Below are 14,657 nucleotides of genomic sequence, written 5' to 3' on the forward strand. Positions count from 1 at the left end.
AGCTCATTTTAGCTAATAGTAAGCGTTTCACTTATTCGAAATGCACATAGCCAGATATATGTGAAAGAAATCTATTTCCTTTTGTATTCTTTAATTATATAGAGAATTTATATTACTAGATGGTAGATAAGATTTTAACAAGCTACCTATACTTACCTTTAAGTAAGAAAATTATTTATCTAAAAATATATTTATTTATTTTTTTGTAAGAAAAAAAATAATATATTTGAAAAAACCAAAAACAGATAAAAGCAAAACAAACCTTCGTTGATCTACTTAAAAATGAGTAAACACGAAGGTTTATTTGGTATATAATATCCTTTTAACTAAACCAAACCGATTAAAAATGTCAAAACAAAAAATTACTTTCGGAATAGATAAAAAAGAAATACCACATTTTATCTCAATAGAACTGAACCAAACGATAAACAATCATCATCGATTTAAGATTTGCGTACCACATTCGGTAATTGAAAAACCAAGAGCCTACACCATAGAAAATGCTCAAGAATGGCTAGGAAAAGTTGTGCATATTGTTTTAGAAAATAATAATAATTTTTTGGGAATTATAACCAATATTCAATTTGCACAAGAACAAGATCATGTAGGAAATCAAATCATACTATCAGGATTTTCGAAAACTATTTTGTTAGAATCAGGTAAAAAAATGCACTCTTGGGAAGACACCACTTTGCAAGATATGGTGCAAGAAGTTATCAAAACTGCCGCTGGCGAACAGCTACAAAACAATATCCAACCCGAAAACACAACCAGAATTGAATATCAAACCCAGCATTTAGAAACCGATTTTCAATACATCCAGCGATTAGCCAAACAATACAACGAATGGCTTTTGTATGATGGCGAAAAACTGTTTTTTGGAAAACCTAAAAAACAAGAAGAAGCCATTAATCTTACGTACAGCAAAGACATTCATAACCTCAATATATCAATACAAGCCATTCCTAATCAGTTTAGTGCATTTACCTATAACGAAAACACAAACAATCTTTATCAGGCTAAAACCCAAGATAAAATAGAAGGCTTACCAAAATTAGGCAACGAAGCTTTTGAAGCCTCAGAAAAACTATATTCAACACCCTCATTTGAATATGGCAGAATAGCCACAGGCTATGATATGGCATTAGAAACTAGTTTAAAAAAGCGACAAGAGAGCATCATGGCAGATGCCAATTATATCACAGCAAGCAGTCATAATAATCAGCTAAAAATAGGCTCAATTATTCATATTGATGCTTTGCAAGTAAAAAACCAAATTGCACATTTAAGCACGCTCAAAGACGAACTCGAAACCCAAGAAGTAGGACAATATATTATTACCGAAATAACCCATAAAGCCACCGATATTGGTGAATATTCAAACCATTTTAAAGCTTTACCAGCTTTTATAAAAAAATTACCAGAACCACAAATAGATTTCCCACAGGCTCAAATTCAGCAAGCCATAGTTGTAGATAATGCCGACCCAAAAGGCAACGGACGCATTCGAGTACAATTGCTTTGGCAACAAACAAAAAATCTATGCACGCCTTGGTTGCGTGTAATGACACCAGATGCCGGTACAAGCACAGAAGTTCCAACCAACCGAGGCATGGTATTTATTCCCGAAGTAGGCGACCATGTGCTACTTGGTTTTCGTTATAACGATCCTAACAGACCCTTTGTAATGGGAAGCTTATTTAACGGAACAACGGCAAAAGGAGGCGGAGCTAGTAATGATTTAAGGAGTATTTATGACGGTTCAGGGCATCGATTAGAGCTAGAAAAAGAACGTAATATTACTTTGGGCGACATCAAAGAAAATAAATTTCATATAGACAGCACAGGCAACAATATTAATGTTAATGCCTTAGAGACTGTAACAATACATGCTAAAAATGTTGTAATAAATGCCAGTAATAATATTGTGCTCAACGCTGGCAATAATTTAGAAATGAACATCTCTAAAGAATTGATAATGGATGTAAAACGTAAAATATTTACTTTTACCCCAGCATTAGAGCAGGTAGTAAGCGGATTTATGAGCCTTTTTAGTGCCAAAGCATTAATTAATTCGAGTCATGCTATAAGCATCGAAGCCAAAGAAGTAACCACACATGGCACCGAAAAAATGCTCGTTCATTCTGATAAATTAACCAGCATAAACAGCAAAGAAGTAGCCGAAATGCATGGCAAAACCAAAAACAGTTTTACCAATGCACCACTTGCAGTAGCACTTGCTCCACCCAAAAATCTTACTAATGTAATTGTTGAATTTAGAACCAAACAAGACGGAACTTATACTGGACAATTTGGGTTCGATTGGTTGCGAATAGATGATAACGGCTTAACCAACGAAAAAAAGTATGAAGATTGTCTCGTAAACGGCTACGAAAAACCAAATGGCAAAATAGTAAACCCTACTACAAAAAAGATTACTTATACCGATTCTAATACCGAATACGAAGCAGGCGAAGCCTTCCCTGCTTTAGAGAAAATGTATAACCAACTACCCATAAGCCGAACCAGCACACCAAAACTAACCCAATATTATGTACCATGGCTTAATTTGTACCCAAAAGCAGTAAGCGATGCCATAATAACGACACCCAAACCCGCTTATGAAGCCGAATTGCGTGTTCTGATAGATGTAGAAATAGAAGAACCTGACCAAGTACGCCTTGTTTTTGACAAGCGCTATTTTACAATAGATAACAAAGACGGTACCGATGCTAACCCAGTATTGCTAACCAACAAAACCCTAGGTGCAAAAAGAGAAGTAGGCACCATAAACATAAAATGCATCCGTGAGTTTGGCACAGACCAAGAAATAAAAGTATATGCCTACCCCAAAGATTCCCTACTAGAAACCACAGCCAAACAACTTACTTTGCGTAGATTAGCAGGGAAAATAATAGTGTGTGCCAACCTTAACAGACCTAAAAACGGAAAGATTAAAGCGATTACAAATAGAAAAACACAGAAATTTGTATTGGTACAAGTAAGAACGAATGTTATGGGAAAAGAAGAGACAGGTGTTTTTGACCCAGCTGAAAAAATAAATTTACATAATGCTTTACACCAAGCCTTGATACATGGAGAGGTGGAGGAGTTTGTTGCAAAAGACATACACGGTAATCCTTTATTAGATTCAGCAGGTGCTATTATTGATTATTTAGATTTGAGTACAAATGCTAATTTTCAAATAGGAGGGATATATATATCCGGAGGATTAATAGTAAGAACTGAACCCACACTAAATAGTTATATGAGGCAATTACTAAGCCGATCTACCACAAGTGTTTATACAGACTATTTTTATGTTTTTGTTTTTGGGATACCAGAATCTACACAAAATGTTGCTGGACGAGTAGAAGATATAGGTAAAAAAAGTGTTGTATTATATCCAGGAAGAGATAATGTCACTTTAAATCATGAAGTTTTACACGGCTTAGGTTTATATCACACGCATGCTAATGGAACTATAACAGATTCTAAACAAAAATTTGTATTTGCTCATGCAAGTACAGATCCGTCTAGTGCAACAGATAATATTATGAGTTATCAGCCTGATGGTAAAACAACTTGGAAATGGCAATGGGAAATAATTAAAAAACACATAAAATAAATGAAAACATTAATTATAACAATAGCTTTAGTACTAGTTTCGATAAGTTGCAAAAGTCAAATAAAAGACACTTTAATAAATAACAATATAAAAAAAGATACCATGGAATATTTTGACACAGAAAAATATAAAAGACTACAACCACATCCTAGACGTTCGGGACAGGGAAACTATTTAGATGTTAATGGAGATCAAATTCAAGTAATGAGCAGTAATGATCATGTTACAGTAAAAAGAGAAAAATTTAATTCTCCAATTACAGAAAGAAAAGTATTTAAAGGAAAAACTAAGTATTTAGCATTTATAGGATATGAATTTTATACTTTTTGCGTAGGGGTTAGCAAAGAATTTAATGCCAATGGCGAATTAATAAAAGAAACCAATCATGATTTACCATATAAATTTAGTGTAGAAAGTGTTTGCGAATTAATTAAAGAAGAGTACGATATTGATTTAATGAAAGTACCAGATGACCCTGATAAAAACAGACTTGTATATATCTGTTCACGAATAGAAAAAGAAGAGGTTTATGAAAATGATTTTCGTCCTATTTATGAAGTTTTATTTTTTCACCGAAGAAGAGGGGACGATATTCCTTCAAAAAGGGTCATAATAGATGGTACAACAGGCAAAATACTGTATGAAAGACTATATAATTCTGAATTTAAAGAAGCAATAAATCGCTTACCCAAAGCCAAAACAGCTCATAAAACAATTAATGCGAAGCAAAACCAAAACACTATCCCACTAGTTAACAATAACAACGATAACAACGATGGTGGCAACAACAATTTATTATTAGTAATCGTTCTAGCAGCATTTCTTCTTATTATGGGAGCACTTATTTATTTTGAGAATAAAAGAAATGTAACGTTTAACCAAGTGGGTTATGATATTAATTGATGAAAACACTACAAAATATAAAAAAAACAAGTCGTAACATGAAAATTTAATTTTAGTAGGAGTGTTATTTTTAGCTATTAGTGCTAACACACAATCCAAAATTATTGGTAAAACATATATTGCAAATTTGGGAGAAACATGTAAAGATGGAATAGACACACTTCATCAATAAATAGTTTTACAGTTCAGTAAAGACTCCGTAAAAATCTCTCGTAAAGTTACTGCACACGTTAATTCTTCTGAATTAAAAAATTTGTACGAACACATGTTTGATAATTTAACTGAAAAACATAAATGGAAAATTTCCAAAGGCAAAATAATAATTCAAGGATTTAATGAGTTCAATAATTTAGAAATTAAAAATAAAGTATTAATAAGTAAAGAAATAGAATTTACCGAGCAACAATAAACACTAACTAACCATGTCGCAAAAAGTCACCCAATCTGCTCAACTCCAATGTGATAAAGGCACAAAACTAAGCGAACTAAAAGTAAGTAGCCAAGACTTTAGCACCTTTGAAGATAAATTTATTGCTACCGAAAATGATGCAAAGCCTAACGAAAATATTTTTCCTTTTGGCAATTGTAAAGCAAAATACAACCAATCCTGCACTCCACAAACTCAAAAATGGGAAAAAACAACCCAAAATGATGAAATAAATAACCAAAAAATAGTACTGGAAACATCAGAATGTTTATGCAAAACAGGAGGGAAAATAACTATAATAAACAAAGGCCATAACGGAAAAACAGAAGCTGGATAAAACAAGAAATACATTCTTTACAATTAAGCAATAACCTAAATATAGTATCGCGTTTTATCCCGATCTATCAGGATTAGATGAAAAAAAAAACCAATACATTAGTTTTCAATCATTTATAGAATTTGACGAACCATGGAATGGAAAAGTTATCGGTGTAGGATTTAGGATTGATTTACCAATGCTTATGCTTTGGTTAGACAAGCACAAACCAACCTCCGCACCATTTAAAGACAAAACAGATAGCAAAGGATTTTTGAAAGAAGAATTTAAAAAAATAGTGAGAAATTATGAGAAAAAATAATACAAATTCTGTTTTTTTATTATTCCTTTTACATATTTATATATACTCGCTTGTATATGTACTTTTATATGATATTGTTAGATTTTATATAGAAGATAGATTTGAAATTAAAGAACTTTTAATTTCATGTTTGGCTAGTCCATTATATGTTTTATATTTTGGTGATATTCCCTTTTTCATTCTATTAATTCCCGTTTTTTATATTGCTATAAGTCATTATTCTAAATCAACTCATAATATTTTTAATATCTATATTATATCAACAACTCTTGTAAATAGTTTTATGTATTTAATAATGTTTTTTAATTCAAAAAATTATATAAAATTATTGGGACGAATAAACAATCAAGACTACATCATTGATAAACTTTTTTTTATGATACCCAGTTTACTAGTTGCTGTTTTTTTGAATAAAATGATATTTAAAAAAACATTTAAACGTTTAGACACAGAATATAATTTAAAATGAGCTTAGCCCATAGCAGGTTGATGTTAAGGATGCAGGATTTAGGATTGATTTACCAATACTTATGCTGTGGCTAGATAGACACAAGCAAACTTCTGCACCATTTAAAGGAAAAGTTGATAATAAAGGATTTTTAAAAGAAGAGTATAAAAAAATTATTCGTGATTATGAAGCAAAATAAAGCAGGTTTTTTTATACAAATATGGGGAGTGCATCTATTTATTTATTATTTAGTTTTTTCTCTTTCAATTAGGGTGTTTAATAATGATTATGATGAACTATATACAGTTTTATTGGGGTTTATTTTAGGGGTTCTTGGTTTGATTGAGCAAATACCATTGTTTTTTATGATGCCAATTCTACTAATGTTAATATTGATAAAAACTAAACTAAAACAAAAATGGTTTATAGCTTATATAATATCAATTTGTTTTGCCTATTTATCAAATTATCTCTGGATGTATTCAAATAATAAGCATGACAAAATATTATTTTCTCCTGATTCATGCAATTTAATGTATTTTATTATTCCAAGTTTAATTGTTTCTATTGCTTGTAATTGGTTGCTATTCAAAAACAAATACAAAAGAATCTAAAGAAAATAATCCAACAATTTGATGATCCTTGGTATGGCGATGTCAAGGATGTAGGGTTTAGAATAGATTTACCTATACTCATGATTTCTTAGAGAGACACAAGCCAACATCCACATCATTTAAAAGTAAAAGAATTTAAAGCAATAATTAAGAAAAGATGAAGCCTAATAAAACATCAAACATTATTTTTTTGTTTATATCTCATATTTACATATACGCCTTTGTGTATTTGATATTATATAATCTGATTAAATATCTAAAAACTGGTTTTTTTATTTTAGAAGATTTTTTAATTATGACCTTATTAAGCCCAATAAGCTTGTTATTTATGGAGGGTTTATGTATCCTTTTTTATCCAGTTATTTTTTTAATAATAAATTATTTTAAGCCTAATAATTCTATATCTAAAACTTATATAGTATCAGCTTTTTTGACAACTTTTTTAACTTTTACTCTTCTATATATATTCAATGAATATTATTTAAATATTGTGGTTATGTCTTATGACGGAAAGTTGAGGTATAACAAACTTTTTTTTATGATACCCTGTTTGCTTGTTGCTGTTTTTTTGAATAAAATGATATTTAGAAAAACATTTAAACGTTTAGATACAGAATATAATTTAAGATGAGTTTTTTCCATGCAAAGCAATGTTTTAAAGAAAAGACAACTTCGTATATAGAAAAAGAATGAAATAATTTATAAAATAACCTATGCCCAACCCAATAATCGACACTACTCAGCTTCAATGCGATAAAGGCACAAAGCCAACCGCATTAATAGTAACAAGCCAAACATTTATGAAAATAGATGGCAAATTACAAGCTACTGAAGATGATATAAAACCAAACGAAAACATTATGCCATTCGGACAGTGTAAACTCAAAATGTATTTAGGAGGTCTTTTTCCGTGCATACCAGCACCAACAAAATGGCAAGATATTTCGGTTTTTGATATAGACAACAAAAAGGAATTGCTAGACAAATCAATCTGTCCTTGCTCTGTTGGTGGTAAAATATCAGTTATTAAAACGGCTCAAACATTTGTAGCAGAAGAATAAAATAACCCGTTGGGTGTAATTATTATTAACACATAGAAACATGGTTTTTTAGCTAAAAATAAGGCGTTTCACTTATTTAAAGCACACATAGCTAGTTGTATTCTTTTTTACACATAAAATCTATGTTCCTATGTGTTTAATTAAGCTTTTATGACCCGAGCAAAGCGAATAGACGAAGTAATTACACCCAACGGGTTAAAATAATTTTTATCTACAATTATATAAACCCGCTTCACCACAAAATCAAAGATTTGACGAAGTCAATCCTTTCGTTTGACCTGCTAGTCATCAAAAAAAAAATCTATTAGAAATGCTATTGGTTTTATCTGTTTTTTGAATCTCTACTTAAATTGTCTCTTAAAACAACCGAAGTAACATACCTTATTGAAAAACAATATTTTACAACTAAAACCTAAGGAAAAACAGAAAATATAATTCCACAAATAACAAGTAAACACACTGAGAATAAAGCTTTTTAAAAGCTATAGATTAATTAAATGAATCATAATTTTTCTATAATTTGTCTTTTATCAGACCCATTAGAAAAGTTAAAATCCCTATATTTACTTTTTAGCGCACAAAATTACGTTGAACAAATAGTCAATATCTATAACGTAAAGCCAATTAATTTTAAGCAGTCAAGATGGGAAAACATACCATAACAGAAGAAATAGTATCATTAGAAGATAATCCAATACCCAATAGCCTAATAAAGAAAGCTGATTTATTACCTGATCCGCAATCTCAGTTAGATTCTATGAAAAAGAAAGAAAGACCTATGCTGGATTCTAGTATTCCGTATAGAAATTTAACCGATGCGGCTAGTAAAAAAGAAAGTATTGGCCTACTCATTGATAAACTAGATGTTGAAACTAATATTAGGTATCAAAGAACTACAGAAGATACTTATTGTAATGTGTATTCATACGATTATTGTTATTACGGTAAAGTATATCTCCCAACGGTTTGGTGGACAAAAAAAGCGCTGGAAAGAATATTGCAGGGACAAGAAGAAAAAGCCGTTTTTAAACAAACTGTTGATCGCATTTATTCTAGTGCTTTACACGATTGGTTTTTAGAATGGGGAGCTAGTTTTGGCTGGGAAAGAATGCATACTGTTGATGAAATTCAAAACAAGGTCAATACCAATGGAGGAATTGGGCTAATTTGCGCCAAAAGAAAACAAAAAGGGCTCTCTGGGCATATCGTTCCTGTTGTTCCTGAAACAGAAACAAATAAAGCCTACCGTGAAAATGGTGTAGTAGTATATCCGCTCCAATCGCAGGCAGGAAAGCTAAATTATAACTACTTTTCTGAGGTTAGAAAAGATTGGTGGAATGATGAATTATACTCCTCTTATGTGCTTTATTACCATGAATAAATAAAAACAATCCCTTTGATTGTTTAATAATTAAAATACTTACTGATTATCAACGCATTACATAGTTGCAAATCACGTAAAAAAGAACTACATTCGCAACTTGGAAAAAACATGAATAGCCAAAATCATAATTGAGCTATTCATCCGCTTAAATTATTGATATAAAAGCAATTAATGACAATCGTAATTTTATAACTTCATTATAAAATTTTACCTTTTTATCAATCTTTCAGTCGATACAAATGCAAGTTTCTGAGGACAAAATATAAATTTCTACAGTTTTAAAAGTAAAATTAAACTTTTTTAATGGATGCATCTATTGTGTTGATCCATTACAAATTGTTTTGTCCCTGTTTTAAGCAGATTAAGCTCGTATATCCAAATAAGAATAAAGGCTTTAAAAATTTTAATTAATCACAAAAAAGACAATTAGTATAAATGAAAAACACACAGACAAAAAAATATTATTGGGGCATAGGATTAGAAAATGAAACCTACTTGCAATTTGAAGACCCCTTAATAGTCACTGGTGCGTTTATACAAGAAAAGATTGGCTTTGAGAGATATAGTATTGACTACAGAAAATGCTATAAACCAGATAGCTTGGCTCCTGTATTGGAAAAAGCTTTTGATTTAAATGAAAACTATCAAGTAAGCAGAATGATGAATAGTCATTCGCTGGAAAAACTAGATATCAACTTTCAGCACAAAACATTAGCAGAAGCAATTCCATTAGTTGATGCCCCTACTGCTGAACCTGTACAGCCAATTGAAAATCCAGAATACCTTGGTAAATCAATCATGGAGCTTTTCCTTGAGGATCAACCCTACAACATTCAGAGCATGATTACCCAAAGGAATAAAACAATGGGTTCTGTACATTTTGATGGAGATTCTATCGAATTTGTAACCAAATATTTTGAAAACAGAACAGTAGTTGATTCCTGCAAAGAATTAAAAGCAACCAAAAAACTATTCATTGATAAAATTAATGAATCGGCTGTACTAAAAGAAAAATTAGATTTCCCAGATTACAACAATGGACTTAATATGTTTATGACCAATCAGGAAAATCTAGTTTTATTTAATACTGGAACCTATCATTTTCATATTACTTTACCAACATTAACCGAAGATAGTAGAATTATTGATTACAAAAATTTTGAAAAAACACACGCTAATGCTATTTATCTCTTGCAATGGTTTGAGCCCTTCTTTATAGCAACTCTAGGAAGTCCCGACATTATGGGAGTGATTAGTGATAAATACAATTTAGACAAAAATTTTACTCTAGGTTCTATGCGAAATGCCATGTCACGTTACATAGGCGTAGGAACGTATAACAAAGCCATGCCAAAAGGTAAAATTCTAACCTATAATGTAGATGATTTTAGAAAACTGCTGAAATTTGAAAAAGAAGAAAACATTTGGTGGCGCGATCAGATTGAAGCAGATATGCAATATGAAATGCTTTCGGAACTGGGACTTGATTTTAATCAGGAGAAAATGTACCAAAGTGGTTTCGAATTCAGAAGCTTTGATGAGTTTCCAACGGAATACTTAAATGATGTGCTTCAATCAATTCTTCTAATTTGTGAACATTCTTTAAACCTACCTGATGTACAATGGGGACACGATAGCATTGCTTGGAATAATCTTGTTGTAAAAACGCTGAAAACAGGTTATTTAGCCGAAATTAATGAAGCTGAAAAGAACGAAATTTTAGATTTACTACAGTTATTAAATCCAGCTGACAGCAATTACAATACGCTAAAATCTGAATTTGATGCAATCGTAATGCTAGATGAATTTTTCTTTAAAATTTTAGAAGTTTTACATCACTTATACAAAGACAACAATGTTTGCCTGGATGCTATGTACGGACAAAAAACAAACACTGCACCAAAATGGGATAACTTTAATAAATACCAAATAGAAAAGCATTTGCAAAAAATAACTTCAATAAAAATGGACTGCGAATTGGTTTAAAAACCAAAATTCCTTGAAGTCTTTATTGATAAACTAAAGAATTCTTGGAATAAGTTCTATTTAAATAAGATTACAAACTTGGGTTAGATTTTTTAATTAAAGTCTGATCCAAGTTTTTTTTTTGAGTTTATATACATTAAGAAAACGGAGCGTCAAATCCTGTAAACATAAAACTCTTGCGAATATAAAAGCGCTATTTTTATTTCGCTATTCTAAATAATTTGATCAAAAATCCTAAACTTATTCTTATTTAATTATGTTTGCAAAGCTAATTTGTAAAACTTCTATTGCGTTTTTTTAATGCATCGAAGCATGAAACGTTTCGTGAAAAAAAAGTTAAACACAATATTATGAAGAAACTACAATTAATCCTATTTCTCGTATTTGCAAGCACCATTTGTTCTGGGCAAACCGCCGATAAAAAGCAAAAAGAGGAAGAAGAAAAAGTTAGATTTACTACAGACACACTAAATAGTATTTATATTCCAATAGATTTAGAAGATAGTTTCAAACAAATAAACACATTTTGGGCTGACAGTACTAAAATTAAATTGAAGCAATTATCCGAAGAAGAGTTTTCTGGAAGATTGCATCTGGGGTTTGGAATGTGGATGAGAAACAATTGGCAACTTTGGGGAGGCTCAAGACTTTCAAAGTTTTTTAATGATAAAGGAATATTCCACCCTGATGATATGTCTGGGATTATTTTGGACAGTTATTATCGATATTTGAACAACAAGGAAATAAATTTTGATGAACAAATCCAATACTATAAAGACTATTGGCAAGAATCAAAAAAAGCTGAAATAGAGATAAAAAAAACAGAGTTTACTAAATACAAGATTTCGGATACAATCCTATTCAATTACCGAAAAGGATTTGTTAGTGAAGCACAGGAAAAGAAATATGATGATGATATTTGTATTGCTAAAGGAATTATCACAGAATTAAATCCTAAAGATTTTTTCATAAAAGTCAAAATTATTGAAAGTTGTGACAAAAAAGGAATCCTATATGGTGATAATGATGGTTATATAAGTTATAATCCGAAAGCTAAAAAATGGATCGATCCAAAAAAGTACATTAAAAAAGGAAAACAAACCTGGTTTAGTTATGAAGATTGGGAACCAAAAGAATAAAATTATCATTTAAAACTTTACAATGAAACAAATCCTTTACATATCCTTTTTACTTCTTTGTTTTAAAGGAACAGCACAAACATTAAAAGACTGCTCCACTTGCTCCACGCAAATTATCAAATCTGCACAAATAAAAAATTTAAGTATTGATGAAATACGATTATTAACCAATGAAATTTTTGCACGAAATGGGTATCAATTTGAAAACTCAAGATTCCAAAATTATTTTAGTGAAAAATCTTGGTACAAATCAAAAAACAATAACAAGGCTGTTGTGTTTAACGAAACCGAAAAACAAAACATTAGTTTTTTACAAGAAGCAACAAAATCACTAAAAACAAAAGATAGTGAACTGATTAATCAGCTAAAATCATTTAAAGAGTTTGTTTTAACCAACAAAACAAATGAGCTAAAATCACAATTTGGTTTTTTCTATGAAAATCAAACAGGAGCTGATGAACCGAAATCACTTAAAGAGGTGCTAAATAAAATCAACTTAGACAATATTAATTATTACAAAAGCAAAGGCCTGAATAGTGTAATGGAAGATAATGGCTTTGTTAAAATTGTTTACGAGCTTTCAATAGAAGGCGAAAGCATAAACATTTACTACAATTATACGGGACATTCAAAAATAATTGAGGGCTTTAATGAATTTACAGACTATCACTCTGAAAATGAATATATGTATAATTGGCAATTCGAATTTAAAAACCGTAAATTAAATTTTATAAGATTGGCTGTTGCAGGATAAAAAAACCACCATAAACAAAGGAATCCTAGGCATAAAGCAAGAAGCACTTGCATTTGAACTTGGCGAAGACTGGAACCAAAAAAAAATATCACTACTAGAACAAAATGCTTAAAGAAAAAGACGAAATGATGTTGAGACTAGAAAAGTTGATTCAAAACAAATAGGCATTATCCGTTGGGTGTAATTAATTTTACGCATAGAAACATAGATTTTATGTGTAAAAAAGAACACAAAAAAGAAATATTTTTCTTTCACATCGCTGTCTATATGTCTTTAAAATAAGTAAAACGTCTTTTTTGAGTATACGAAACCTATGTTTCTATGCGTTAAATGAAATTTTTACGACCGAATCGAATAGACTCAGTAATTACTCCCAACAAGTTAGGTAGTATATAAAAGCTTAACCATTGGTTAGGCTTTTTTTATGGGCTAAAAATTGATTGTTATTAGAGAGAAATCAAAGCTTATTCGTGATTAGTTGTTTTATGTTACTTTTTAAAAATAAGTGCTTCTTTTTTTTCTTAAATTAGCTATACTTAAATTATTAGGAAAAATATACTAACTATCTATCCCCCTATTTTATGAAAAAACACACAAACCTAAAAAATAGTATTGCCCTTACTCTACTATTTTTAACTATTCTGTCACCAGAAGTTTATCCTTGTACTAGAGTTGTCTACAAAGGCCCTCTAAACACTGTAATTACAGCTCGATCTATGGACTGGAAAGACGAAATTGATGCTAATATTTGGGTTTTCCCCAGAGGATTACAAAGAGACGGTAATGTTGGTAAAAACTCCATTAAATGGACTTCTAAATACGGCAGTGTAATAACCAGTGCGTGGGATATTGCTACCACAGATGGTATCAACGAAAAAGGATTAGTTGCAAATGTTTTGTGGCTGGCTGAGAGCCAATACCCCAAATATAGCCCTCAGGGTGCCGCAAAAGGAATAACTATCTCTGCATGGGCTCAATATGTACTGGATAACTTTATGTCTGTTAAAGAAACTGTAGATGAGTTGAGAAAAGAAGACTTTGTGGTTGTTTCTGATTACATTCCTGGTACAACAAAATTTACCACCTTACATCTTTCTGTTTCTGATGCTTCGGGTGACAATGCTATTTTTGAATATATTGGCGGAAAACTAATAATCCACCACGATGCATTCTATACCGTCATGACTAATTCACCTATATTTGAAGAGCAACTAGCCATTAATAAATACTGGCAAGGCATTCCCGGAACTGTTATGCTACCAGGAACTAATCGGGCAGCCGACAGATATGCAAGAGCCTCTTTTTATATCAATGCTATACCACAAACTTCAGATATCCGTACCTCTATAGCTAGTGTTTTTAGCGTTATACGAAATTGTTCTGTTCCCTTCGGAATTTCTTCGGAGACTGAACCAAATATTTCTTCTACCAGATGGAGATCTGTTTCTGACCAAAAAAACCTAGTTTATTACTTTGAAACTGTACAGACTCCTAATACTTTTTGGATCGATTTAAAGAAAATTAATTTTAATAAAAATGCTCCAGTTAAAAGACTAAGCGTAAGTAAAAATGAAACCTACGCAGGAGAAAGCTCTCAGAAACTTAGTACTGCGAAACCATTTACTTTCATCGGAATATAATTTAGTAAACAACAAAGCCCATTTTCAATTCTCTG

Annotated in this window: 9 protein-coding genes and 1 pseudogene; all 10 read left to right on the plus strand. The window is 31.0% G+C overall.

Going from position 1 to position 14,657, the window contains the following annotated elements; translation table 11 throughout:
- The first annotated feature begins 346 nt into the window (after positions 1-346).
- The 10 genes and pseudogenes from OIU80_RS18720 (at position 347) to OIU80_RS18760 (ending at position 14,622) form a co-directional block, all read left to right on the plus strand.
- Complete coding sequence (locus OIU80_RS18720; RefSeq protein WP_264288498.1) at positions 347-3,628, plus strand: phage baseplate assembly protein V; 3,282 nt, start codon at positions 347-349, stop codon at positions 3,626-3,628.
- A complete protein-coding gene (locus OIU80_RS18725) occupies positions 3,629-4,531 on the plus strand; it encodes a hypothetical protein (protein WP_264288499.1) in 903 nt (300 codons plus the stop codon).
- A 422-nt stretch (positions 4,532-4,953) separates the two neighbouring features.
- Positions 4,954-5,295: a DUF4280 domain-containing protein gene (locus tag OIU80_RS18730; RefSeq protein ID WP_264288500.1), complete on the plus strand. Its 342-nt coding sequence runs from the start codon at positions 4,954-4,956 to the stop codon at positions 5,293-5,295.
- Between the two features lie 2,076 nt (positions 5,296-7,371).
- The gene (locus OIU80_RS18735) at positions 7,372-7,719 is read left to right on the plus strand and encodes a DUF4280 domain-containing protein (RefSeq protein ID WP_264288501.1); all 348 of its coding nucleotides are present in this window, start codon (positions 7,372-7,374) and stop codon (positions 7,717-7,719) included.
- 643 nt (positions 7,720-8,362) lie between these two features.
- Positions 8,363-9,100, plus strand: coding sequence for a hypothetical protein (locus OIU80_RS18740; protein WP_264288502.1), 738 nt, complete (start codon positions 8,363-8,365; stop codon positions 9,098-9,100).
- A gap of 438 nt (positions 9,101-9,538) precedes the next feature.
- Positions 9,539-11,089 (plus strand): hypothetical protein, encoded by a 1,551-nt coding sequence (locus tag OIU80_RS18745; RefSeq protein WP_264288503.1) that lies wholly within the window; start codon positions 9,539-9,541, stop codon positions 11,087-11,089.
- A 350-nt stretch (positions 11,090-11,439) separates the two neighbouring features.
- Positions 11,440-12,228: a DUF6794 domain-containing protein gene (locus tag OIU80_RS18750; protein WP_264288504.1), complete on the plus strand. Its 789-nt coding sequence runs from the start codon at positions 11,440-11,442 to the stop codon at positions 12,226-12,228.
- Positions 12,229-12,250: 22 nt separating this feature from the next.
- The gene (locus tag OIU80_RS18755) at positions 12,251-12,982 is read left to right on the plus strand and encodes a YARHG domain-containing protein (protein WP_264288505.1); all 732 of its coding nucleotides are present in this window, start codon (positions 12,251-12,253) and stop codon (positions 12,980-12,982) included.
- Positions 12,972-13,085, plus strand: a pseudogene (locus OIU80_RS20925) (XRE family transcriptional regulator); the annotation flags it as partial. The gene OIU80_RS18755 and the pseudogene OIU80_RS20925, both read left to right, overlap by 11 nt.
- A gap of 478 nt (positions 13,086-13,563) precedes the next feature.
- Positions 13,564-14,622 (plus strand): linear amide C-N hydrolase, encoded by a 1,059-nt coding sequence (locus tag OIU80_RS18760; protein WP_264288506.1) that lies wholly within the window; start codon positions 13,564-13,566, stop codon positions 14,620-14,622.
- Positions 14,623-14,657 lie beyond the last annotated feature (35 nt).

It is taken from the genome of Flavobacterium frigoritolerans (assembly GCF_025847275.1).
Classification (GTDB): Bacteria; Bacteroidota; Bacteroidia; order Flavobacteriales; family Flavobacteriaceae; genus Flavobacterium; species Flavobacterium frigoritolerans.